At 67.4% G+C, this 22,871-nt stretch carries 22 protein-coding genes; 5 read left to right on the top strand and 17 right to left on the bottom strand.

Annotated elements, in window-relative coordinates; translation table 11 throughout:
- Positions 1-145: 145 nt before the first annotated feature.
- The 11 genes from KZC51_RS10330 to KZC51_RS10280 form a co-directional block, all read right to left on the bottom strand.
- Positions 146-370, bottom strand: a complete 225-nt coding sequence (locus KZC51_RS10330; protein WP_247629893.1) for a DUF3046 domain-containing protein — start codon at positions 368-370, stop codon at positions 146-148.
- Positions 371-392: 22 nt separating this feature from the next.
- Positions 393-701, bottom strand: coding sequence for a helix-turn-helix domain-containing protein (locus KZC51_RS10325; protein WP_046014377.1), 309 nt, complete (start codon positions 699-701; stop codon positions 393-395).
- 141 nt (positions 702-842) lie between these two features.
- Positions 843-1,328: a CinA family protein gene (locus KZC51_RS10320; protein WP_247629892.1), complete on the bottom strand. Its 486-nt coding sequence runs from the start codon at positions 1,326-1,328 to the stop codon at positions 843-845.
- Complete coding sequence (gene pgsA, locus KZC51_RS10315; protein ID WP_247629891.1) at positions 1,325-1,900, bottom strand: CDP-diacylglycerol--glycerol-3-phosphate 3-phosphatidyltransferase; 576 nt, start codon at positions 1,898-1,900, stop codon at positions 1,325-1,327. Before pgsA ends, KZC51_RS10320 begins: the two co-directional genes overlap by 4 nt.
- On the bottom strand, positions 1,900-4,608 hold the full coding sequence (locus tag KZC51_RS10310; protein WP_247629890.1) for a DNA translocase FtsK: 2,709 nt from the start codon (positions 4,606-4,608) through the stop codon (positions 1,900-1,902). The genes pgsA and KZC51_RS10310 overlap by 1 nt, the downstream gene beginning before the upstream one ends.
- A 75-nt stretch (positions 4,609-4,683) precedes the next feature.
- Entirely contained in the window at positions 4,684-5,178 is a 495-nt protein-coding gene (locus KZC51_RS10305; RefSeq protein WP_247629889.1) for a GNAT family N-acetyltransferase, read from the bottom strand.
- Between the two features lie 76 nt (positions 5,179-5,254).
- Positions 5,255-6,931, bottom strand: coding sequence for a ribonuclease J (locus KZC51_RS10300; protein ID WP_247629888.1), 1,677 nt, complete (start codon positions 6,929-6,931; stop codon positions 5,255-5,257).
- 51 nt (positions 6,932-6,982) lie between these two features.
- Positions 6,983-7,960: a 4-hydroxy-tetrahydrodipicolinate synthase gene (gene dapA, locus KZC51_RS10295; RefSeq protein WP_247629887.1), complete on the bottom strand. Its 978-nt coding sequence runs from the start codon at positions 7,958-7,960 to the stop codon at positions 6,983-6,985.
- A 117-nt stretch (positions 7,961-8,077) separates the two neighbouring features.
- Positions 8,078-8,839 (bottom strand): SDR family NAD(P)-dependent oxidoreductase, encoded by a 762-nt coding sequence (locus tag KZC51_RS10290; protein ID WP_247629886.1) that lies wholly within the window; start codon positions 8,837-8,839, stop codon positions 8,078-8,080.
- A complete protein-coding gene (locus tag KZC51_RS10285; RefSeq protein WP_247629885.1) occupies positions 8,839-9,315 on the bottom strand; it encodes a dihydrofolate reductase in 477 nt (158 codons plus the stop codon). The genes KZC51_RS10290 and KZC51_RS10285 overlap by 1 nt, the downstream gene beginning before the upstream one ends.
- A complete protein-coding gene (locus KZC51_RS10280) occupies positions 9,312-10,121 on the bottom strand; it encodes a thymidylate synthase (protein WP_247630632.1) in 810 nt (269 codons plus the stop codon). Before KZC51_RS10280 ends, KZC51_RS10285 begins: the two co-directional genes overlap by 4 nt.
- 118 nt (positions 10,122-10,239) lie before the next feature.
- Between KZC51_RS10280 and KZC51_RS10275 the strand changes: the two genes are divergently transcribed.
- From KZC51_RS10275 to KZC51_RS10265, 3 genes are all read left to right on the top strand, one after another.
- Entirely contained in the window at positions 10,240-10,653 is a 414-nt protein-coding gene (locus tag KZC51_RS10275) for a thioredoxin family protein (protein ID WP_247629884.1), read from the top strand.
- 21 nt (positions 10,654-10,674) lie between these two features.
- Complete coding sequence (locus tag KZC51_RS10270) at positions 10,675-11,247, top strand: DUF4395 domain-containing protein (protein WP_247629883.1); 573 nt, start codon at positions 10,675-10,677, stop codon at positions 11,245-11,247.
- Between the two features lie 87 nt (positions 11,248-11,334).
- Positions 11,335-11,760, top strand: a complete 426-nt coding sequence (locus KZC51_RS10265; protein WP_247629882.1) for an OsmC family peroxiredoxin — start codon at positions 11,335-11,337, stop codon at positions 11,758-11,760.
- Between the two features lie 8 nt (positions 11,761-11,768).
- Here KZC51_RS10265 and KZC51_RS10260 read toward each other — a convergent pair whose 3' ends face one another.
- The 5 genes from KZC51_RS10260 to KZC51_RS10240 form a co-directional block, all read right to left on the bottom strand.
- Positions 11,769-12,206, bottom strand: a complete 438-nt coding sequence (locus KZC51_RS10260; protein WP_247629881.1) for a hypothetical protein — start codon at positions 12,204-12,206, stop codon at positions 11,769-11,771.
- Complete coding sequence (gene dapB, locus KZC51_RS10255) at positions 12,203-12,943, bottom strand: 4-hydroxy-tetrahydrodipicolinate reductase (protein ID WP_247629880.1); 741 nt, start codon at positions 12,941-12,943, stop codon at positions 12,203-12,205. The genes KZC51_RS10260 and dapB overlap by 4 nt, the downstream gene beginning before the upstream one ends.
- A gap of 85 nt (positions 12,944-13,028) precedes the next feature.
- Entirely contained in the window at positions 13,029-13,631 is a 603-nt protein-coding gene (locus tag KZC51_RS10250; protein ID WP_247629879.1) for a histidine phosphatase family protein, read from the bottom strand.
- 69 nt (positions 13,632-13,700) lie between these two features.
- Positions 13,701-14,729 (bottom strand): aldo/keto reductase, encoded by a 1,029-nt coding sequence (locus KZC51_RS10245; RefSeq protein ID WP_247629878.1) that lies wholly within the window; start codon positions 14,727-14,729, stop codon positions 13,701-13,703.
- 218 nt (positions 14,730-14,947) lie between these two features.
- Positions 14,948-17,224 (bottom strand): polyribonucleotide nucleotidyltransferase, encoded by a 2,277-nt coding sequence (locus tag KZC51_RS10240; RefSeq protein WP_247629877.1) that lies wholly within the window; start codon positions 17,222-17,224, stop codon positions 14,948-14,950.
- A 366-nt stretch (positions 17,225-17,590) separates the two neighbouring features.
- Here KZC51_RS10240 and KZC51_RS10235 point away from each other — a divergent pair, with 366 nt between their 5' ends.
- Together KZC51_RS10235 and KZC51_RS10230 are read left to right on the top strand one after the other, a co-directional pair.
- A complete protein-coding gene (locus tag KZC51_RS10235; protein WP_247629876.1) occupies positions 17,591-18,901 on the top strand; it encodes a UDP-glucose dehydrogenase family protein in 1,311 nt (436 codons plus the stop codon).
- A 164-nt stretch (positions 18,902-19,065) separates the two neighbouring features.
- Positions 19,066-20,712, top strand: a complete 1,647-nt coding sequence (locus KZC51_RS10230; protein ID WP_247629875.1) for an HNH endonuclease signature motif containing protein — start codon at positions 19,066-19,068, stop codon at positions 20,710-20,712.
- Between the two features lie 111 nt (positions 20,713-20,823).
- Here the strand turns inward: KZC51_RS10230 and KZC51_RS10225 are convergent, their stop codons facing one another.
- A complete protein-coding gene (locus tag KZC51_RS10225) occupies positions 20,824-22,755 on the bottom strand; it encodes a GDSL-type esterase/lipase family protein (protein ID WP_247629874.1) in 1,932 nt (643 codons plus the stop codon).
- Positions 22,756-22,871: the final 116 nt, after the last annotated feature.

The following is a 22,871-nucleotide window of genomic DNA, read 5'->3' as shown; positions in this document are numbered from 1 at the left end:
GACATTCGGCCGAGGAGCCCACGAACGGTGGAGAGCACTAGCTCTGAACCACTTGTGCAGAAGACTACGCCCGATTCGAACGCATCTTCGACGACACGCCGATCACGGCGGGTTGGGAGCCGGAAACATCGAACACCGGTACAGATCAGCGCTTACGCGGCTCGAGCCTCCCGGCACCATGGCGACGATCTTCAGGCACATCCATCTCATCGCACAAGGCGAACCAAATGTCCCGCGGGGGAACGCCCGCCTCGAGGGCCTCCGCGGCCGTGCGATCACGCAGCGGGGTGAGCACCAGATCCTGGAGAAGAGAGGACACGCGTGTTCCGAACTCCGACTCCACAGCGCGGAGGAATTCGCTTCGACGCATCGAGGAACGTAGAACCCGCGCCTCAGCGCAGCGAGAGCTCGGGCTCGATAGAGGCCACCAGGTCGTCCGGAACCACGTCAGGGAAGACCTGGATACCCTCGAGCACGGAGATGCGATCGCCGACCTCTCGCATGATGGTCGAGATCGGCACGTCAAGTGCGTCGGCTACAGAAGCGAGGATCTCGCTCGACGCTTCCTTCTGGCCGCGCTCCACCTCACTGAGGTAGCCCAACGCCACCGATGCCTTGCTCGCGACCTGCCGGAGGGTGCGGCCCTTCTGCAGGCGGAAGTCCCTCAGCACATCGCCGATTTCCTGTCGTACAAGAATCATCGGAACCTCCTCCCGGATCGTGAATTCGGAGTCTCCTCCGACGAGATCGCCAGTCTAGTCCTACTGGCTTTCACAAAATCTACCCCTGCACTCTGTGGTTTGAATGTGAGCACATCATTCGTAACGGCGGAGCGACGCCGGCTATTCCCCGAGCACATCCCACAGCGTGCGCAGCACCACGTCGACCGTTGCAGAACGGATCTGCGCCCGGTTCCCATCGAACAGGAACGCCGCTGTGCGCGACGCCTCAGGCGTGACCACACCGACATGGACCGTCCCTACCGGCTGACCGTCCGGAGAGTCCGGTCCGGCGATACCTGTCGTCGAGATTCCGACGTCAGCGGCGAGGCCGTCGATGCTCACGGCGCGACGCACCCCCTCCGCCATCTGCAGCGCCACGGTGGGGTGCACCGGTCCGTGGCGTTCGAGAAGCTCCGCATCGACGCCGAGCAGAGAATGCTTGATCGGCGTCGCGTACGCGACCACCCCTCCCCACAGCACCGCAGACGCACCGGGCACCTCGACGAGCGCGGCGCTGACCGATCCGCCGGTCAGCGATTCGGCGACGCCGAGCGTCCACCCCCGTCGAGCGAGAGCGTCGAGGACAACGGCCGCAGACGACGTCATGTCCTCTGCCGCGAGCCCCGCACCTGCGCGACGATGTAGTCGATCCCACTCACCACGGTGAGGATGAGCACGATGATCATCAGCACTGCGGTGATCAGAGTCCAAGGTCCGAGCCCGATGAGCCCATGCAACGGGAGCAACGCCCACCCCAGAGCCACGCCCTGGAATGCCGTCTTGATCTTGCCCATCCATGCGGCCGCCACGACGTGCTCCCTGGCGACCACCAGCCGATGCACGGTGATCCCCCACTCGCGCACCAGGATGATCAGCACGATCCACCACTGCAGTTCGCCGAGGATCGCGAGACCGATGAAACCGGCTCCGGTCAGGAGCTTGTCGGCGATCGGATCCCAGAGCTTCCCGAAGTCGCTGACGATGTCGTACTTGCGAGCCAGGTAGCCGTCGACCCAGTCCGTCGAGATGGCGATGATGAAGAGGATCGCTGCCGTCCACCGGAGTGCGGGGCTCGGGATGCCGTAGGTGCCGCCGAGCAACAGCACGACGAAGAAGATGACCGCCAACGGGATACGGGCGACCGTGATCGCGTTGGGAAGTTGCCGGGGAATGGTCATCAATCGCGTCCCGTCAGACCCCAGGCGTCTTCGTCGCCCTCGGACTCCACGACGGGCAGCCCGTCGAACTGCCCCTCGATCGGGTCGACCCCGGTCGGAAGCGGGGGAACAGGGGGGGCGGCGGGGGCGGCAGAGGCTGTGGGCGAGTCCTCCCCGCGCAGCTTGGCCATCACCTGAGGCAGCTGCTCGGCCGTCGCCAACACGTCCCGGGCCTTCGAGCCCTCGGAGGGACCGACGATCTCGCGCGATTCCAGCAGGTCCATCAGGCGGCCGGCCTTCGCGAAACCGACGCGCAGCTTCCTCTGGAGCATCGAGGTGGAACCGAACTGGGACGAGACGATGAGCTCCGCGGCCGCGAGCAGGAGCTCGAGGTCGTCTCCGATGTCTTCGTCGACCTCTTTCTTCTTGCTCGGCTCCATCGCCTCCTGGACGTCGGAACGGTACTCGGGACGAGCCTGACGGGTCACGTGCTTGACGACCGCGTCGATCTCCTTCTCATCGACCCACGCTCCCTGCAGACGGAACGGCTTCGACGATCCCATGGGCGAGAACAGGGCGTCACCCTGGCCGATCAGCTTGTCGGCACCCGGGCTGTCGAGGATCACGCGGCTATCCGTGACGCTGGTCACGGCGAACGCCAGGCGGGACGGGACGTTGGCCTTGATCAGGCCCGTGACCACGTCGACGCTCGGTCGTTGGGTCGCGAGCACGAGGTGGATACCGGATGCACGCGCGAGCTGCGTGATGCGGACGATCGAGTCCTCGACGTCGCGCGGGGCGACCATCATGAGGTCGGCGAGCTCGTCGACCACGACCAGGAGGTAGGGGTATGGCTTGAGCACTCGCTCGCTGCCCACCGGGAGTTCGACCTCTCCCGCCCGCACGGCGCGGTTGAAGTCGTCGATATGACGGAAGCCGAACGACGCGAGGTCGTCGTACCGCATGTCCATCTCCTTCACGACCCACTGCAGCGCCTCTGCGGCCTTCTTCGGGTTCGTGATGATGGGCGTGATCAGGTGGGGCACGCCGGCATAGCTCGTGAGCTCGACGCGCTTCGGGTCGATGAGGACCATTCGCACGTCGGAGGGCCGTGCCCGCATGAGCAGGCTCGTGATCATCGAGTTCACGAAGCTGGACTTACCGGAACCGGTGGAACCGGCGACCAGCAGGTGAGGCATCTTGGCGAGGTTCGCGATCACGATGTTGCCGCCGACGTCCTTGCCGACGCCGATGGTCATCGGGTGGGTGCTCTTCTGGGCAGCCTGCGACCGCAGCACGTCGCCGAGCGCGACCATCTCCTTGTCGGCGTTCGGGATCTCGATGCCGATCGCGCTCTTGCCGGGGATGGGCGAGAGGATGCGGACATCGTTCGACGCCACCGCGTACGCGAAGTTGTTGCTCAGCTGCAGGATCTTCTCGACCTTGACACCGTGGCCGACCTCGACCTCGTACTGCGTCACCGTCGGCCCGCGCGAGAAGCCGGTGACCTTCGCGTCGACCTTGAACTGCGACAGCACGCTCGTGATCTGCTCGATCACCTTGTCCGTCGCCTCGGAGCGCTCGACCGGCGCGGGACCTTCTACGAGCAACCCGGGAGGCGGAAGGATGTACGGAGCGACAGGAGCCTGCGGGCCACGGTCCCCGGGCCCCTCCGTGCCGAAGCCGTCGAGGCCCGGAAGTTCGGGCATCTCACCCGTGTCCGACTCGTCGTCGAGCAGCGCCGTCGTCTGCTGTCCGGCGAGCGACTCCGTCACCGAGCGGACGTCGGAGAGGATCTCGGTCGCCGCATCCTGGGCGTTGGCCACGATCACGGCCTGATCGTAGGCGGGCGTGGCATCCGGGGTCGACAGCAGCGCAGTGATGTCATCCGAGCCGAGCGTGCCGTCGTCGGGGTCCTCCTCGCGACCGGTCTTGTTGCGGCGCCACCAGGGCAGCACGTCCGGATCGTCGACCTTGTCGGCCTCGTCGACCGGTGCGGCCTCCTTCGCCGGCTTCTCGGCGCGCTCGGCGTCGAACATCCAGGCGTAGAGGTCGCCGAGGCGAGCGCCGATCCGGTTCGGCGGAGTCTTGGTGAGGATCAAGACGCTGAGACCGCACAGGAGCGTCAGCACGATGTAAGCGACGACCGTCGTGAGATACGACAGAGGTTCGCCGATCAGCCATCCGAGGAGGCCACCGGCCTCGCTGAGGGCAGTGATCTGAGGTTGCGGTTGCGGCTGCCCTCCGGCCACATGGCAGATACCTGCCAACGCGATCAGAAAGAGGCCGAAACCGAAGCCAATGCGTCCGTTGTCATGTACGGAAGCGGGGTGCCGGAACAACCAGCCGGCGAGAAGGAGCAACAGCAAGGGCAGGATGAAGGCGACACGACCGACGAGCATGCCCACGGAATACGCGCTGATGTTCGCAGCGACCTCGTTGCCGATGAAGAACCATTCGTTGATCGCGCCGAGGACGGCGACAAGCACGAGCAGGAACGGGAAACCGTCGCGGCGATCATCCTTCTCGAGGGTCTCAGGGCCGAACGCTCGGAACAGACCGCCGACGCCGTGCGCCAATCCGCCCCACGCCCGCACGATGAGCGGCGGCTTGTCGGCTTCGTCGATGTACTTCTTGGGCGCCGGTTGAGCCTTCGGAGCCGTCTGCCGTTTCGGGCGTGTCGGGGCGCTCTCAGACGCGCGCGCAGATTTCGTGGTGCTCCTGGCCATGCCCTCACGTTACGCTCTGGCGCCGACATCTCCCCGTAATGACGCGGCTATCCGACGATCCAGGTGGCCGCGGACTCACCCGGTGCGCCGCACCATCGTGTCACGGAGCATGCCCTCCGCAGAGACCGTGAAGCCCTCTGACCGGTAGAGACTGCGCGCGAAGTTGTCGCGCTCGACGCTCAGCGAGATGCGCGCATGCCCGTGTGCGCCCGCCAGTTGAACGACACCGCGCAGCAGCATCCGTCCCACTCCTCGTGCTCTCCACAGCGGATGGACGCCGACGATGAGCTCTGGCACCGACGCGGCGACGAACCCGAAGCCCGGTTCGTTCTGGGGCAGCATCCGGAACCACGACGCGCCGATCGGGATGCCGTCAGCATCGATCGCGATCAGCCCGTCGTCCGCCGAGCGCTTCCAACCCGCGATGTACCGTCGATGCTCTGCCGAGGTCAGCACTTCATGACGAGGCCGCACGCCCCCGGCCCGCCAGTTCGCCGCCTCCACGAGCATGTCACCGAGGAAGACGGCGTCGGACTGCTCCGCCGGCCTCGTCGAGAATCCCGTGTGCATGACGCGAGCATAGGCCCGCGGTGTTACACCCCGATGTCGGTCAGCCGTGAAAGCGCGACCGCATCGAGTGAGCCGATCAGGCCTCGATGACGAGCGGCACGATCATCGGACGACGACGCAGTCGCTGGTTGACCCAGCGACCGATCGTCCGACGGACGACCTGCGAGAGCGAGTGCGTGTCACGAACGCCGTTGCCTGCCGCCTCCTTGAGCGCAGCCACGATCTTCGGGGTGACGTCGTCGAAGACCGAGTCGTCTTCCGCCACTCCACGTGCGTGGATCTCCGGCCCCGAGATGATGCGCCCCGTCGCGGCATCCACCACGACGATGACGGAGATGAAGCCTTCCTCGGCGAGGATGCGACGATCCTTGAGATCAGCGTCGGTGATCTCACCGATCGTGGAGCCGTCGACGTACACGAACCCGAGGTCGAGCTGTCCTGCGACGCGCGCGTCACCGTCCTTGAGGTCGATCACGGTGCCGTTCGAGGCGATGATCGTCCGCTCCGCTGCGATCCCTGTGTCCTGCGCCAGCTTGGCGTTGGCGATCAGGTGCCGGTACTCGCCGTGCACCGGAAGCACGTTCTTGGGCTTCAGGATGTTGTAGCAATAGATGAGCTCGCCCGCGGCGGCGTGCCCGGAGACGTGCACCTTCGCGTTCGCCTTGTGCACGACGTTCGCACCGAGCTTGGTGAGTCCGTCGATCACGCGATAGACCGCGTTCTCGTTGCCCGGGATGAGGCTGGACGCGAGGATCACGGTGTCGCCCTCGCTGACCTCGATCGCGTGGTCCATGTTCGCCATGCGGCTCAGCACCGCCATCGGCTCGCCCTGCGAACCGGTGGACATGTAGACGATCTGCTCGTCGGGAAGATCGCGGGCCTTCTTGAAGTCGATCAGGAGTCCGTCCGGCACCTTGAGATAGCCCAGCTGCTCGGCGATGGTCATGTTGCGCACCATGCTGCGCCCGAGGAACGCGACCCGGCGACCGTGCGCGTGCGCGGCGTCGAGGACCTGCTGCACGCGGTGGACGTGGCTGGAGAAGCTCGCGACGATGACGCGGCGAGGGGCCTTGCCGATGACCTGATCGAGCACGGGACCGATCGAGCGCTCTGTCGGTGTGAAGCCGGGAACGTCGGCGTTGGTCGAGTCGACCAGGAACAGATCGACTCCCTCTTCGCCGAGGCGCGCGAACGCACGCAGGTCGGTGATCCTGCCGTCGAGGGGCAGCTGATCCATCTTGAAGTCACCGGTGGCCAGCACCAGTCCCGCAGGCGTGCGGATGGCGACGGCGAGGGCGTCGGGGATCGAGTGGTTCACGGCCACGAACTCGAGGTCGAACGGTCCGACCTGCTCGCGCTGCCCCTCCTTCACCGTGAGGGTGAAGGCCTTGATGCGGTGCTCCTTGAGCTTGGCCTCGACGAGGGCGAGGGTGAGCCCGGAGCCGATCAGGGGGATGTCGCTCTTCAGACGGAGCAGGTAGGGCACGGCGCCGATGTGGTCCTCGTGCCCGTGGGTGAGCACGACGCCGACGATATCGTCGAGACGGCCGCGGAGCGGCTCGAAGTCCGGGAGGATCAGGTCGACGCCGGGCTGGTGCTCCTCTGGGAAGAGCACGCCGCAGTCGACGATCAGGATCTTGCCGTCGTACTCGAACATGGTCATGTTACGACCGATCTCGGCGAGTCCGCCGAGCGGCGTGACGCGGAGAGTGCCCTCTTCGAGAGCGGCAGGTTCTGCGATGGGGATGGACATGCTGTCTCCTCAGTCGGACGCTGAGCGCGTCCGTTCGTTCATGGGGACGCGTCAGCGCGTCGTGCCGTGCACCTTCGGCAGGGCACCGCCCGCGGCCGCGTTGCGGTCAGGGCGGAAGTTGGAGAAGTCGGCGCCGGCGACGCTGTTCACGAGGTCGAGCTCGTCCTCGATGAGCGCTGCCTCCCACTCTTCGGGACCGACCAGGGGCAGACGGACGCGCGGACTCGAGATGCGTCCCAGGCCGTGCAGGATGTACTTCGCTGCGACGGTGCCGGGAACGTGGGTCATGACGGCGCGGACCAACGGCTCGAGCCGCTTGTGCTCTGCGGTCGCTGTGGCCAGGTCGCCCCGGTTCACCGCATCGATGATCGTGCGATACGGCGTGGCCGTGATGTTCGCGGTGACACCGATCAGACCGGTCGCGCCGATGGCGAGGTGGGGCAGCACATTCGCGTCGTCCCCCGAGAAGTACATCAGATCGGTCTGGTTGAGCACGCGGCTCACCTCGGAGAAGTCGCCCTTGGCGTCCTTCACGGCGAGGATGTTCGGGTGCTTGGCCAGGCGCAGGATCGTCTCGTACTTGATGGGCACGCCGGTGCGACCGGGGATGTCGTAGAGGATCACCGGAAGATCAGTGGCATCCGCCACGAGCCGGAAGTGAGTGAGGATGCCCGCCTGGGTCGGCTTGTTGTAGTACGGCGTGACGATCATGATGCCGTCGGCGCCGGCCTTCTCGCTGGCTTTGTAGAGCTCGATGGCGTGTGCTGTCTCGTTTGAGCCACCGCCGGTGATGATCTTCGCCCTCCCGGCGGAGACCGACTTGCCGACCTCGACGAGCTTCAGCTTCTCGGGGTCCGTCAGAGTCGAGGTCTCGCCGGTCGTCCCCGTCACGACGATGCCGTCCGCACCCGCGGTGATGACGTCATCGATGTGCTTCTCGACGGCGGGCCAATCGACTTCACCATCGGCCGTCATCGGAGTGACGAGCGCGACGAGAACCTGTCCGAAGGGGTTGCCCGAGTGCGTCATGCACCCAGCGTATCGTCTCGGATGCTGGTCACGCGGACGCGACGGCCCCGTCGACGTCACCGCGCGCGACGGCGACCTCACCTCGCGACGGCAGCCCAGCCGATCTCTTCGCGCTGCTCAGACGCGGCCGCGCCGCGCGACGCCGGACGTCAGAGGCCTCGGCAGCACGCGCGTCAGCGCCACGATCGCCTTGTAGCGCCAAGACGGGATCGAGACTGCCTTGCCGCGAGCGGCGTCATGCAGCCCCTCCCGCACGACAGCGGAGGCGTTCAGCCACATGATTCCGGGAATTCCCTCTTCACCGACGGCGAGACCCATGCGCTCGTGGAACGACGTGTGCGTGAACCCGGGGCACACCGCTGTGACGCTCACGCGATCGCGTGCATACTCCACGTTGGCCCAGCGGCTGAAACCGATCAGCCAGGCCTTGCAGGCCGAGTAGGTGGAGCGGGAGATGAATCCGGCGACCGAGGCCACGTTGATGATCCGACCACCACGACCGCGCATCGTCTGCAACGCGGCGTGCATCAATCGCATCGAAGCCTCGACGTGTACGCGCAGATGCCGGACCTCGTCATCGATGTCATTGTCGGCGAACTGCAGCGGCAGGCCGAAACCGGCGTTGTTCACGAGCAGATCGACGGGATCGTCTGCATCGCGCAGACGGTCGGCGACGCGTTCGACATCGGCTTCGACGGCGAGGTCTGCCGTGAGCACTTCGACCGCGACACCGTGTGAGCTGCGCAGTTCCGCCGCCAGCTGTTCCAGCGCCTCGCCGGAGCGGGCGACCAGGATGAGATCAGCACGGCGGCGCGCGAGCTGACGTGCGAACTCCGCGCCGAGCCCCGCGCTCGCTCCGGTGATCAGTGCAGTGGGCATCAGCGCTCGTATCCCACGAAGCGGTAGCGGATGCCCGTGCGGGAGGTCTGCCACTCGCCTTCATCGACGAGCCGCCATCCGGCCTTCGACGGCGCGTACGCGTCACCCTCGACCGCGAGATCCAACTCGGTGACCTCGAGGCGGTCGGCGTCACCGATCACCTGACGGAAGATCTCCGCGCCTCCGATGATCCACACCTTGTCCAGGCCTCGCACGGCCTCGGCGACGGTCGCGGCACGGTGCGCTCCCTCCGCGCTCCAGTGCAGCTGGCGGGTGACGACGATGTTCTGGCGCCCCGGCAGAGGGCGGAAGCGCTCAGGCAGAGAATCCCAGGTCTTGCGTCCCATCACGACGGGCGCGCCCAGGGTGACCTCCTTGAAGTGCGCGAGGTCCTCCGGCACATGCCACGGCATGCCACCCTCTGCGCCGATGACGCCGCCGTCGGCCTCTGCCCAGATGAGTCCGACCCAGGTCATACCGCCACCGCCGCCCGGATCGCCGGGTGGTGCTGATAGTCCTCGACCACGAAGTCATCGAACGTGTAGTCGAAGATCGACTCCGGCGTCCGCCCGAACCGGAGGGTCGGGTAAGGGTACGGGTCGCGCGACAGCTGCTCGCGCACCTGGTCGACGTGGTTGTCGTAGATGTGGCAGTCGCCACCGGTCCAGACGAAGTCGCCGGGCTTGAGGCCGACCTGCTGGGCGACCATCAGAGTGAGCAGCGCGTAGGAGGCGATGTTGAACGGCACTCCGAGGAACAGGTCCGCGCTGCGCTGATAGAGCTGGCACGAGAGCTTGCCGTCTGCGACATAGAACTGGAACAACGCATGGCACGGAGCGAGCGCCATGTCGGGGATGTCGGCCGGGTTCCAGGCCGAGACGATGAGCCTCCGCGAATCGGGAGACCGGCGGATCTGCTCGACGACCTCGGAGAGCTGGTCGATGCTCTCACCGCCGGGCTTGGGCCAGGAACGCCACTGCACCCCGTAGACCGGACCGAGGTCGCCGGATTCGTCGGCCCACTCGTCCCAGATCGTCACGCCGTTGTCCTGCAGCCACCGCACATTGGAATCGCCCCGGAGGAACCAGAGCAGCTCGTAGGCGATCGACTTGAAATGCACGCGCTTGGTCGTGATCAGGGGGAAGCCCTGCGAGAGGTCGAAGCGGATCTGGCGACCGAACACGCTGGTCGTGCCCGTACCCGTCCGATCGGACTTGTGCGTACCGCTCTCGAGAACGTCGCGGAGCAGGTCTTCATACGGCGTCGGGACGGCTGCGCTCATGAATGCAACGATACCCGTCGACTCCCCCGTGCGGGCGGATGCCGACGCGCGCCGGATGCGGATGTCATGGTGTGACACATCGACGCTCGCCCCCTCTGCAGCGGCGTACTCTCGTCCCATGTCGCCTGCGCTCGCTCTGGGAATCGCGGCAGCACTCCTCGTGCTGGCCGTGATGATCGGCGTGATGCAGAGGCGCCTCGACGGCCGCCGCCGTGCCGGTGGCGCACTACGATTCGATGCGCGCGACGCGGCATCCGCCGCCCTCGGCTCGCGCGCGACGCTCGTGCAGTTCAGCACCGAGATGTGCACCCGCTGCCCGCAGGTGCGGCGCATGCTGCACAGCTACACGGAGAACCACGACGGTCTGACCCACATCGAGGTCGACCTCACCCATCGCCCTGACCTCTCTGCGCGCTACAAGGTGCTGCAGACGCCGACGACCTTCCTGATCGACAACACCGGCGCCGTCCGCGCGCGGTTCCATGGTGTGCCTCACCAGCACGCCCTCACCGAAGCCCTCGCCGCCGTCTGACGCGCGAAGACTGGAGCAGAGATGACCACTCCCGCCGGCATCGACCCCCGCGGTCCTCGCTTCGCCGCCACGATCACCGCATTGCTGCTGATCGTGGCGACCTTCCTGGCACTGATCGGCATCTCCACGGCGAGGTTTCCGGGGAGCTGGTTCGCGATCTCCCCCGGCTTCGACTTCGCGTTCGTGGCTCCGCAGTCCTGGGCGGTCAGCGCCGCTCCCCTGCTGCAGCGCGCGCTGGATCCGGGATTCCTCCTCACCGTCGTGATCGCCCTGCTCTTCGTCTGGAGTGTGGCATCGCCGCAGACCGCACCGTGGGGCGTGATCTTCCGCCGTGTCATCCGTCCACGCCTGTCCGCCCCCACCGAGCTCGAGGATCCGCGTCCGCCGCGCTTCGCCCAGGGCGTCGGTCTCTTCGTGGTCTCAGTCGGACTGATACTGCACCTCGCCGGCGTGCCGTGGGCGCTGCCCATCGCCACAGGAGCGGCCTTCATCGCCGCGTTCCTCAACGCCGCGTTCGGGCTCTGCCTCGGCTGCCAGCTCTACCTGCTGCTCCAGCGCGCGGGGCTCCTGGGACGCGGGGCCTCGACCGTCTGAGCCCTGTTCCGTCGCCCGTGCGGGATGGATAGGCTGGCCGGGACGCGCGCCGTGCACACCGAGCAGAGCGCGAGAACCGGAGGAATCATGCCCGTCACCAGCGAAGCGACCACCACCTGGACCGGATCACTCGCCGAAGGTTCCGGCACCGTCGCGTTCTCGACCTCGAACCTGGGCACCTTCCCGATCAACTGGAAGGCGCGCAGCGAGGGCAGCGACACCACCACCACCCCGGAAGAGCTCATCGCGGCGGCTCACGCCTCGTGCTTCAGCATGGCGCTCTCGCACGCGCTGAGCGAGAACGGCACCCCACCGGAGCGCGTGAACACCAGTGCCTCGGTCACCTTCAAGCCCGGAGTCGGCATCACCGGCAGCCACCTCAACGTCAACGCGGTCGTGCCGGGACTCAGCCCGGAGGCGTTCCAGGACATCGCCGACGAGGCCAAGACCGGCTGCCCGGTCTCACAGGCTCTCGCCGGCATCGAGATCACGCTCGAGGCGACACTCGCCTGACGCTGTTCTCAGGAGCGCGAGAGGCGGATCGCCTCGCGGATGCTGGCCCGGGCGTCCTTGCGGCGCCCGGCCGCGTCCTGCACGACTCCCAGCCGGAACCAGGCGCGCCATTCGGCCGGCGCGGCTTCCGCCTCGGCGGTGTAGCGCGCGATCATCGGATCGGCGTCGCCCTTGGCGATGCGGCCGCTGGGGGTGAGCTCGGTCTCCGCCTGCGGCATCCCGCCCTCCGCGTCCAAGGTGCGGCCGAGCTTGTCGGCCGCGAAACCGAACTGCATCTCGCGCACCAGCGCCCAGGCACCGATCAACGGCATCACGATCAGGGCGACCCCGATGGCGATCGCGATCGGCTCCCCCGTCGTGAGCATCAGGACAGCCCGCTGTCCCACCACCACGATGTACAGCGCAAGGCACAGCGCCATGACGCCCACGCCGATGCGCGAGATCATGAGCGGATGCCGATGTCGATCATGTTCTCGAGCCCGACGACGACGCCGGTGGCCTGCGCGGCGAACGGCACGGCGAGACGGATGCCCGGCGCATAGGCCAGCGCGGGGTCGGTCGTATCGTGCGTGAAGGTGAGTGATTCGCCGGGCCCGGACAGGATGACCTCCTGCTTGGCGACCACACCGGGCCGACGCAGGGAGTGGATCGGAACGCTGCCGACCTGCTGGCCGCGCGCACGCTGGTCTGCATGCGGAGCGCTCACCGGTCCCTGTTCGACGCGGGCGGCGGCGATCAGCTCTGCCGTGCGCACAGCGGTGCCGCTGGGCGAGTCGATCTTGGTCTCGCGGTGAGCCTCGATGATCTCTGCCGAGCCGAAGAACGGCGCAGCGGCCGCGGCCAGTGCCGAGCCCAGAACCGAGCCCAACGAGAAGTTGGGGATGAACACGACACCTGTGCCGGCCGCTTCGGCGAGAGGACGCACGAGAGCGATGCGCTCTGCCGACCAGCCCGACGTCGCCACCAGGACGTTGACGCCGTGCTCAATCGCCGAACGCACCACGTCGATGCTCACCTGCGGAGTCGACGCGTCGACCACGAGGTCGGCGCCGGCGAGCTCCGACAGGTCGCTGCGAGAGGTCAGCACTCGGCTCACCTCGAACCCCTCGAGCTCGTCGACCACCGCATGGATGATCGTGCCGAGCTTCCCGGTTCCGCCGACGAGTGCTACCTGCGTGGTCATGTATCCAGTCTATTGAGCGGGGCTGACCTGACGGCCGGGGCGCGCGGGGCGTGACCGCGAGGACCGGGGACCGACCGCGCGCAGCTCAGACGGGAAGCGCGTCCGGGATACCGGTCCGCAGCTCAACCGGCAGGTGTCCGGTGTCATTGTGCGTCAACAAGGTCCAGGGGCGTCCCTGCTTCTGCGCGATGATCGTCAGACCGCAGTGGGCCTGGTTCAGGGTCATCCACCGCCATTCCGGTGCGCCGAGAACCTCGCGGACGAACCACGAGATCACGAAGTTGTGCGTGATCAGCACCTCGTGCACATCACCCGGCTTGCGCACCAGGAACTCGTTGACCGCGTCGAACATCTGTGCGCCGCCGGCCTCGATCTCGGCCTCGGTGACCGAGCCGAAGAACGGCTCGAAGACGGCCGGAGTCTCCTCGGTCATCCCCGTCGGAACGCAGTCGAACAGCAGCGCGGTCGGCTCGGGGTCGACCGAGGGCAGACGACCGGCGATCGCACGAGCGGTCTCGTTCGCGCGCAACAGCGGCGAATGCCAGACGGCATCCAGTGGGAGCCCGGAGAGCCGGTCGGCGATCAGCTCTGCCTGGCGCTGTCCTCGTGGCGACAAGGGTCCGTCGGCGAGGCCGTGCTCGGCATCCTGATGTTCACCGTGTCTGACCAGATATATGTAGTGCGTCACAACCCGCTCGCTTCATTGCCAGCATCTGCCGGGCTTCTCTTCCACTCTATGTCACGGGTGCGACGGTGCTCAGTTCCCCGCACGCGTGAGCTCTGCGACCTGTACGCGAGACAGTGTGACACCGGCACCCTGCATCAGCTCATCGACATGCTCAGTCGCGAACGTGTTCACGATAGGGGCGGCGACAGTGCGCTGCGCCAGCAGCCAGGCGATCGACACCGCCGCGACAGGCACGGACAGCTCTTCGGCTACCTGGTCGAGTGCACGGAGGATCTTGATCCCTCGACGGTTGAGGTGCCCCCGCAGCTGCTCGCCGCGCACGCCCTGAGTTGTCAGCGCCTTCCGGCGATGGCGCCCGGACAGGAATCCGTGCTCCAGCGCGTGCGAGGGCGTGACGGCAAGGCCCTGAGCGCCGGCGACAAGACGGAGATCGCCCTCGAAGGGTTGACGGCGGATGAGGTTGTACGGGGCGTCGATCACCTGGATGCGGGGGTAACCCGCCGATGCGAGGATACGCGCTTCCACGAGCCGCTCCGGGGCGAAACCGAAGGCTCCGATCGCTCCGACCTTGCCGGCATCCGACAGCCACTCGACAGTGGCGAGGGTGTCTTCCAGGTTCGTGGTGGCGTCGAGCGTCGCGTCGAGATGCAGCACGTCGATGCGTTCGACTCCGAGCCGCGTGAGCGATCCCTCCACAGCGCGGACGAGGTTCACCGACCCCAGACCCGGGTTATCGGCGTGCGCGCCGATCCTGACGCTGAGAAGCGTGCGATCGCGAAGGCCCCGTGACCGCAGCCACTGACCGATGATGTGCTCGCTGCGTCCTCCCGAGAAGCCGTCGGCGGTGTGCACGGCGTTGCCGCCGAACTCCACGTAGCGATCGAGGATGCCGTGGCTCGTCTCGAGGTCGACGTTCCATCCGAACTCCGCAGCTCCCAGCATCAGCGGGAACGTCTCCAGACCGGTCTCGCCGAGCGGGACGCGGATGGACTCTCCTATTCCGGGGCCGACGATCGGAATGGGCGCGGATGGATGCTCCGCAACCTCCTGCGGGGCACGCTCTGCGGACGCCCCTGCGCCTACGCTGAACAACCGCATACTCTCACCCCCGCATCGGTCAGTGCGTTCCGACCTGCGTACCTGCCATGATCTGCACCCCCCGGTGCGTACTTCGAGGGTAAGCGACTTCGGCGAACACTCCGACCAATCCGGGGAACGGCGCGAAAACTTCGCATAACGGTTTGGTCACACCGCATATGACAGAACCCGGGTGCCTCCGCAACGGAGACACCCGGGTTCTGATCGAACGGTTCCGATCACTCGGCGGCGGACTCCTCAGCGGGAGCAGCCTCGGCCGCGGGGGCGTCGTCGAGCACGGGCTCGAGCGACAGCTTGCCGCGGTCGTCGATCTTCGTGATCTTCACGAGGATCTTCTGGCCGACCGAGAGGACGTCATCGACGTTCTCCACGCGCTTGCCACCGGCGAGCTTGCGCACCTCGGTGACGTGCAGCAGTCCGTCCTTGCCCGGGAGCAGCGAGACGAACGCACCGAAGGTGGCGATCTTCACGACGGTTCCGAGGAACTGCTCGCCCACCTCGGGGTTGGTCGGGTTGGCGATCGCGTTGACCTGCGCACGAGCGGCCTCGGCCGACGGACCATCGGTCGCGCCGATGTAGACGGTGCCGTCCTCCTCGATCGAGATCTGCGCACCGGTCTCGTCCTGGATCGCGTTGATCGTCTTGCCCTTCGGGCCGATCAGCTCGCCGATCTTGTCGACCGGGATCTGCACGCTGATGACGCGCGGCGCGGTCGGCGCCATCTCGTCAGGAGCATCGATCGCGGCATTCAGCACGTTGAGGATCGTCAGACGAGCGTCGCGGGCCTGGGTCAGCGCGCCCGTGAGCACGGACGTCGGGATGCCGTCGAGCTTCGTGTCGAGCTGGATGGCCGTGACGAACTCGCTGGTACCGGCGACCTTGAAGTCCATGTCGCCGAGAGCATCCTCCGCACCCAGGATGTCGGTCAGCGCGGCGTAACGGGTCTCACCGTTGACCTCGTCGGAGACGAGACCCATGGCGATACCGGCGACCGCGGCGCGCAGCGGCACACCCGCGTTGAGCAGCGACAGCGTCGACGCGCAGACGGAGCCCATCGAGGTCGAGCCGTTGGAGCTCAGTGCCTCGGACACCTGACGGATGGCGTACGGGAACTCCTCGCGGCTCGGCAGAACCGGCACGAGTGCGCGCTCGGCGAGGAAGCCGTGCCCGATTTCGCGACGCTTCGGCGAACCCACGCGGCCGGTCTCACCGGTCGAGTAGGGCGGGAAGTTGTAGTGGTGCATGTAGCGCTTGCTCGTCGTGGGCGACAGCGAGTCGATCTGCTGCTCCATCTTGAGCATGTTCAGCGTGGTGATGCCCAGGATCTGGGTCTCACCGCGCTGGAAGATCGCGGAACCGTGCACGCGCGGGATGACCTGCACCTCGGCGTCGAGCGGACGGATGTCCGCCAGGCCACGGCCGTCGATGCGCACGCTCTCGGTGAGGATGCGACCACGGACGATCTTCTTCGTGACCGACTTGTACGCACCGGAGAACTCGCCCAGTGCCGACTCGGGCAGCGTGCCCGCCTCGACTGCGGCGGCGAGCTCACCCTTGACGCGGTCCTTGATCGCGTCGTCGGCGTTCTGACGCTCGGTCTTGTCAGCGATCTGGTAGACGTCGCTGAGCTCGGCGAACGCGCGCTCGGAGACGAAGGTGAAGACCTCGTCGGTGTAAGGCGGGAAGACCGGGTACACACCCGGCTCCTTCGACGCGGTCGCGGCGAGCTCAGCCTGAGCCTTGACCAGCTGGGCGATGAAGGGCTTCGATGCCTCGAGTCCCTGGGCCACGACAGCCTCATCGGGCTTGGTGGCGCCGGCCTTGATCAGGTTCCAGCTGCCCTCGGTGGCCTCAGCCTCGACCATCATGATGGCGACGTCTTCCGTGCCATCGGACTTGGTGACGACGCGACCGGCGACGATCAGGTCGAACACGGCCTCGCTGACCTGCTCGGCGGTCGGGAACGCGACCCACTGGTCGGCGTGCTCGCCGTGGCCGGGGATGAACGCGAGACGCACACCGGCGACGGGACCCGAGAACGGCAGACCCGAGATCTGAGTCGAGGCGGACGCGGCGTTGATAGCGAGAGCATCGTAGAACTCGCCCGGAGCGATCGAGAGAACGGTGATGACGATCTGAACCTCGTTGCGGAGTCCGTCGACGAACGACGGGCGCAGCGGACGGTCGATCAGACGGCAGACCAGGATCGCCTCGGTGGAGGGGCGGCCCTCGCGACGGAAGAACGAACCCGGGATCTTGCCTGCAGCGTAGGAACGCTCCTCGACGTCGACCGTCAGCGGGAAGAAGTCGAAGCCCTCGCGCGGGTGCTTTCCTGCGCTGGTGGCCGAGAGGAGCATGGTCTCGCCGTCGAGGTACGCGGCGACTGCGCCCTGAGCCTGCTGCGCGAGGCGGCCGGTCTCGAAGCGGATGGTGCGGGTGCCGAAGCGGCCGTTGTCGAGAACGGCCTCGGTGGCGGTGATTTCAGGACCTTCCAAGAGGTCTCTCCTTCTTTGTTTAGACTCGCGAATCCGTATGACGCGCGAGCGTGTTCCAAAGGAGCGGATACGGCCGGATATGGGCGCGCGGGCATTCCCGCGAATCTCGCCTGCGCTGGCCACCAGTAGAAAGCCACCCGACATCGTGCGCCGAGGAACCCACCACAGGGGACCAGCTTCTCCGCCGATCGCTCCATGAGTCGATATGAAATTGGAGCGGTTGACAGATTGCAACCGCGTCAACCCTATCAGCGTGTCCCGCGAAACCACTGGGTCCGACCGCATCGGCGGTTCCGTCATCGCGCCGACACGTGCTGTTCACCCGCGCGTCGATCGCCCGTGGCCGTCGTCGAGTGTGCTGACGGGATGCGCATGTCAGTGATCGGCTGTGGGTACCTCGGTGCCGTCCACGCCGCGGCGATGGCTTCGATCGGACACGACGTCATCGGGATCGACGTCGACGAGGACAAGGTCGGGATGCTGTCGTCCGGGGACGCTCCGTTCTTCGAGCCGCAGCTTTCAGGTCTGCTGCAGGCCGGCCTCGACTCGGGCCGCCTGCGGTTCAGCACGCGCATGGAGGATGCGGCCGGATCTACGGTGCACTTCATCGCGGTCGGCACGCCGCAGCTTCCCGGCGGGCACGCCGCCGACCTCCGGTACGTCGAGGCCGCGATCGACGGGCTGCTCCCCCACCTGCGCTCGGGGGACGTCGTGGCCGGGAAGTCCACGGTGCCGGTCGGAACCGCCGAGCGGCTGGCCGAGCGTCTGTCGCCGACGGGGGCGATACTCTTGTGGAACCCGGAGTTCCTGCGTGAGGGATGGGCGGTGCACGACACACTGACGCCGGACCGGCTGGTGGTCGGGGTGCTGTCCGGTCCTGATGGCGACCGCGCGGCGGACATGCTGCGGCAGGTGTATGCCCCCGCGATCGACGCCGGTACGCCGTATCTGGTCACTGACCTGGCGACTGCTGAGCTGGTCAAGGGAGCCGCGAACGCGTTCCTGGCCACGAAGATCTCGTTCATCAACGCCATGGCGGAGATCGCCGAGGCTGCCGGCGCTGACGTGACCCTGCTCGCCGATGCACTCGGATATGACACCCGCATCGGCCGTCGCTACCTCGGCGCCGGGATCGGTTTCGGCGGGGGCTGCCTGCCCAAGGACATCCGCGCTTTCGCGGCGAGAGCGGAGGAGCTCGGCCGCGGTGACGCGGTCGGCTTCCTCCGCGAGGTCGACATGATCAATCTCCGGCGGCGTGATCGCGCCGTGCAGCTCGTCGTGGATGCGCTCGGCGGTCTCGTGTTCGGCCGTCGGATCGCCGTGCTGGGTGCGGCGTTCAAGCCGTTCAGCGATGACATCCGCGACTCTCCCGCTCTCGACGTCGCCGTGCGGTTGCGGGGTCTGGGAGCAGACGTGGTGGTGACCGACCCTGCGGCCATCGACAATGCGGCCGCCCTGCACCCGCAGCTCGGCTACGCGCGGGAGCGGGACGACGCTCTCCGTGATGCGGACGCCGTCGTGGTGGTGACCGAGTGGGACGAGTATCGGCGAGACCTTTCGCCCCTGCATGCGGCTGGGCTCGTGCGTCGGCGCATCGTCATCGATGGCCGCAACTGCCTGGATGCGGTGGCCTGGCGCGCGGCGGGTTGGGACTACCGCGGGATGGGGCGCCGCTGAGGCTGTTGCCCTCGGATGTTCGAGGCTTGCGGAGAAGTCGGTTTGGCGGGCTTCTGGGGAGGGTGAGTGGGCCGGGATCGTGTTCTGGAATATTGCTCTGACCTGGGTTGTTTTCGGGTGATTCTGGGGCGGGAATGTCGGTGGTCCCGGGTTGAATGAGGGGTATGAACCACCCCGCGAATGTGCTCGATCAGGTCGTGAACGACCTCGACGGCCTGGTGCGCGCAGTGAGCGTTTCGGGGTGGTCGGATGCGGACAAGCTCGACGTGCTGCGCGCGGCGGGTGATGTGGTGCGGCGGGCGGAAGCGCTGATCGTGGAGACGGTGGCGTCGGTGCCCGCACGACCGGCGGGGTCGGGTGATCCGGCGTTCTGCGGACAGTTCGGGTGCCGCAGCATGAGCGAGCTGTTGCAGCGGGTGCTGCGCGCGGATGCGGCGGGTGCGGGGCGGGTGGTGAAGGCCGCACGGCTGGTGCGCCGCGAGGTCGATATCAGTTCCGGGGGCTGGTTGCCGGCGTTGTGGCCGCAGTTGCGGGCGGCGTTGGTGGACGGGGCGATCGGGATCACTGGACTGTTGGCGGCGACCGGGCCGATCGAACAGGCGCGCGGGCGCGTCGGGGCGGCGGACCGGCTACGGGCCGACGCGGAGCTCGCGGCATGGGCGCGCGGGCTCGCCCACACTGAGACGGACGCCGACGCCGATGCCGTGTCGGATGCGCATGCAGACGGTCCGGACGCCGGGCCGGTGGCGACGCCGGAGGATCTGCGGATCCTCGCGCAACGGATCGTGATGTTCCTCGATCCGGATGGGGCCGAACCCGCCGAAGAAACGGCGATGCGCGGGCGTGGGGTAATCCTGGGCCGGGCGAAGAACGGACTGATCCCGATCCGCGGAGACCTGCTGCCGGAAACAGCGGGGCAGCTGCAACGGATCTGGGACGCGTACCTGAACCCGAAAGTCGACGGACCACCCCTGCCAGGCGTGCGGTTCGAGCCATCCGACGACAGGAACGGGCAGGGTGCGTCGGACGCACAGGACGCACAGGACGCACGGGACGCACAGGAGGCACGGGAGGCACAGGAGGCACGGGAGGCTCTGGACGTGCAGGACAGGGAGGATCGGGATGGTGACGTGTTGCCGTCCGGGGATCCGGGTGGGCAAATCGACACCCGCTCGCGCGCGCAGAAGCAGCACGACGCGTTGGCGGCGATGCTCGGCATCGCCGCCCGACACGAGGACATGCCCAGACTGGGTGGGGCGGCGCCGACGCTGATCGTGTCGGTGACCGCGGAGGACTACGCCACCGGGCACGGGTGGGCGCACATCGACGGGATCGACACCCCGACCACGATCGCCGCCGCCCGACACACCGCCTGCGGGGGCACAATCCAACGGGTGCTGTTCGACCCCGAAGGGCGCATCATCGGCATCGGGAGCACCGACCGCATCTTCACCACCCACCAACGGCGGGCGATCACCCTCCGCGACAAAGAATGCCTCATCCCCGGGTGCCATGTTCCGGCGTCGTGGTGTGAGATCCACCACGTGCAAGAACATGCCCGCGGCGGACCGACCCATACCGACAACGGCGTGACGTTGTGCTGGCATCACCACCGCACCCTCGATACGTCCGGGTGGGAGATCCGTATGGACAACGGCACCCCCACCGTCCGCGGACCCGCCTGGTGGGACCCCGCACGACGATGGCGGCGACCACGACCTCCGCTCGCGAGGCATCGACGGTCCCGCAGCAAACCTCTCAGCGCCGGCACCTTTCACGACCGGACTGCGGCGATGAGCGTCGGCGGGTGAGGGCCACTCGATCCCACCCGCCCTGCGGTTTGGGGGCAGCCGCTCGACAACTCCGCCACGTGAGCCACAGGCGCGGCCCGCTGCAGTCTGCCCGCGAAGCGAGAGCGCCGCTCAGCCCACAGAGACGTCCTGCGCCGCCGACGATCTCCCCAGGTACACGTAGTCGTCGTGTTTGGCGCTACGACCGTCGCCCGCGGCACGACCGTGCATCCGCCGCCACACCCAGGGCAGTGCGTGGCGTCGCCACCAGAGGCCGGTACCGATGGGCTCGTGCTCATGCAGTGCGGCGTCGAGCAGCCCCAGCGCGTCGGCATGCGGCACAGCGAGCACCTCGCCGACGCGGTACGCCAGAAAGCGATGTCCTCGGCTGCTGAGGTGCACGAGGTCCTCACCCCAGTGCGGGCGGTCCCCCAGCGTGGGGTGCAGATCCGTGTCGATCAGGATCGCCCCCGTGCGCGCAGCGATCCCCGCGAGCGCGGTCGCGAAGGCAGCGAAACGCGTGGTGTAGATCGCCGCGGCGCGACGACCGGGAAGGAACGGCGTCACCAGCACGACATCTGCGCCGATCGCGCGCAGCTGCACGACAGCTCTCTCCAGCGATGCGGCGAGCGCAGGGATGTCGACCCGGCTCTTCACGAGATCATTCGCACCGATCAGGATCGACACCAGGTCCGGCCTGAGCTCGAGTGCTCTCTGCAGCTGGGACCCGCAGACATCGCTGACTCGCTTCGAGCGGATCGCGAGGTTGGCGTAGTGCAGACCTCCCCGCGAGGCGAGGAGCAGGGCGAGACGATCCGCCCACCCACGCAAGGCGCCGTCGGGGGCAGGATCGCAGAGCCCCTCGGTCAGCGAGTCGCCCAGCGCCACATAGCGCCGCCACCGTGTCGACGCGACCGGCCTCGATCGTTCAGGCCGCACCACGCGGCGAGCGCGCACGGCCGTGTCCACCCGCTTCAACGCCCGGGCCTCCTCATAGTGGCCGAGAAGCTGTTCGCAGACGCTGGACCATGACCTGCCCTGCACCGCGGTGAATCCCGCCTCTCCGAAGGCGCGTCGCTTGCGTGCATCACCGGTGAGGTCGGCAACCCGCATCCGCAGGTCGTCCAGGTCGCCCGGTCGATACAGCCATCCGTCCACGCCCATCCGCACGAGATCCAGCGGACCTCCTCGCCCGGTCGCGACCACGGGAATCCCGCTCGCGTGCGCCTCCTGCAGGGTCTGCCCGAACGTCTCACTCTCCCCCGGATGCACGAACACGTCGAAGGAGGCAATGGCCGCGGCGAGCGCGTCGCCGTCCAGGTGTCCCAGGAAGAGCGCATCCGGCATCAGGGACTCCAGGCGCGCACGGCTCGGACCGTCCCCGACGATCACCACCCGCGCCCCGGGCACCGACTGCAGCACCGCAAGATCCTCCACCTGCTTCTCCGGGGCGAGGCGTCCGACGTAGCCGATCACGGCTTCTCCCCCCACTCCCCACCGGGCACGCAACGCGAGATCACGGCGCATCGGGTGGAAGCGCTCCGCGTCGACTCCTCTCCCCCAGCGGCGCAGCCGATCCACTCCGAGCTGCTCGAGCTGGCTCTGCGCGTCGGACGATGGGGCGAGGGTGAGCGTGGCCCTGCGGTGCAGCCGGGCGATATGCGTCTGCGCGAACCCGGTCGTCGCGGCGATCCCGTAGCGCTCCGTGTAAGCCGCGACGTCCGTCTGATAGGCGGCGACTGCGGCGGTCCCGAGGCGCTCCGCGGCGAGAACTCCGCGCCACCCGAGCGCGAACGGCGACGCCAGGTGCACCACATCCGGCTGGAAGCACCGCAACGACGAGGCCACCCGGTGCGCGGATGACGTGCCGACTCTGACGTTCCGGTATCCCGGCAGCGCGAGACTCGGGATGGACTCGATCATGGCGCCGCTCACCGACGAGGGGATCCCCGCGGCAGCAGGAGCGATCACATGGGCCTCGTGCCCGGAGTTCTCGAGGTGACGCAGGATCTGCAGCACCGACCCGGTGACGCCGTTCATGTGGGGAAGGAAGGACTCTGTCACGATCGCGACTCTCACATCCCCAGGATGACGGCCCCGGCAGCCTCTCAGCCGCGGATGCGGTCGCCATCATCAGATGTTCACCGGATGCTGGAGCGCCGGTCACCGGCTATGCGCCC

The organism is Microbacterium croceum (assembly GCF_023091245.1).
Classification (GTDB): domain Bacteria; phylum Actinomycetota; class Actinomycetes; order Actinomycetales; family Microbacteriaceae; genus Microbacterium; species Microbacterium croceum.
Note: the sequence above shows the minus strand (reverse complement) of the source record. Positions and strands in the feature narration are given on the sequence as shown.

What these genes read in the sequence shown, in the direction of transcription:
- KZC51_RS10330 (WP_247629893.1), bottom strand. Translation starts at nt 370, where the DNA reads ATGCGTCGAAGCGAATTCCTCCGCGCTGTGGAGTCGGAGTTCGGAACA.
- KZC51_RS10325 (WP_046014377.1), bottom strand. Translation starts at nt 701, where the DNA reads ATGATTCTTGTACGACAGGAAATCGGCGATGTGCTGAGGGACTTCCGC.
- KZC51_RS10320 (WP_247629892.1), bottom strand. Translation starts at nt 1,328, where the DNA reads ATGACGTCGTCTGCGGCCGTTGTCCTCGACGCTCTCGCTCGACGGGGG.
- pgsA (WP_247629891.1), bottom strand. Translation starts at nt 1,900, where the DNA reads ATGACCATTCCCCGGCAACTTCCCAACGCGATCACGGTCGCCCGTATC.
- KZC51_RS10310 (WP_247629890.1), bottom strand. Translation starts at nt 4,608, where the DNA reads ATGGCCAGGAGCACCACGAAATCTGCGCGCGCGTCTGAGAGCGCCCCG.
- KZC51_RS10305 (WP_247629889.1), bottom strand. Translation starts at nt 5,178, where the DNA reads ATGCACACGGGATTCTCGACGAGGCCGGCGGAGCAGTCCGACGCCGTC.
- KZC51_RS10300 (WP_247629888.1), bottom strand. Translation starts at nt 6,931, where the DNA reads ATGTCCATCCCCATCGCAGAACCTGCCGCTCTCGAAGAGGGCACTCTC.
- dapA (WP_247629887.1), bottom strand. Translation starts at nt 7,960, where the DNA reads ATGACGCACTCGGGCAACCCCTTCGGACAGGTTCTCGTCGCGCTCGTC.
- KZC51_RS10290 (WP_247629886.1), bottom strand. Translation starts at nt 8,839, where the DNA reads ATGCCCACTGCACTGATCACCGGAGCGAGCGCGGGGCTCGGCGCGGAG.
- KZC51_RS10285 (WP_247629885.1), bottom strand. Translation starts at nt 9,315, where the DNA reads ATGACCTGGGTCGGACTCATCTGGGCAGAGGCCGACGGCGGCGTCATC.
- KZC51_RS10280 (WP_247630632.1), bottom strand. Translation starts at nt 10,121, where the DNA reads ATGAGCGCAGCCGTCCCGACGCCGTATGAAGACCTGCTCCGCGACGTT.
- KZC51_RS10275 (WP_247629884.1), top strand. Translation starts at nt 10,240, where the DNA reads ATGTCGCCTGCGCTCGCTCTGGGAATCGCGGCAGCACTCCTCGTGCTG.
- KZC51_RS10270 (WP_247629883.1), top strand. Translation starts at nt 10,675, where the DNA reads ATGACCACTCCCGCCGGCATCGACCCCCGCGGTCCTCGCTTCGCCGCC.
- KZC51_RS10265 (WP_247629882.1), top strand. Translation starts at nt 11,335, where the DNA reads ATGCCCGTCACCAGCGAAGCGACCACCACCTGGACCGGATCACTCGCC.
- KZC51_RS10260 (WP_247629881.1), bottom strand. Translation starts at nt 12,206, where the DNA reads ATGATCTCGCGCATCGGCGTGGGCGTCATGGCGCTGTGCCTTGCGCTG.
- dapB (WP_247629880.1), bottom strand. Translation starts at nt 12,943, where the DNA reads ATGACCACGCAGGTAGCACTCGTCGGCGGAACCGGGAAGCTCGGCACG.
- KZC51_RS10245 (WP_247629878.1), bottom strand. Translation starts at nt 14,729, where the DNA reads ATGCGGTTGTTCAGCGTAGGCGCAGGGGCGTCCGCAGAGCGTGCCCCG.
- KZC51_RS10235 (WP_247629876.1), top strand. Translation starts at nt 17,591, where the DNA reads ATGCGCATGTCAGTGATCGGCTGTGGGTACCTCGGTGCCGTCCACGCC.
- KZC51_RS10230 (WP_247629875.1), top strand. Translation starts at nt 19,066, where the DNA reads ATGAACCACCCCGCGAATGTGCTCGATCAGGTCGTGAACGACCTCGAC.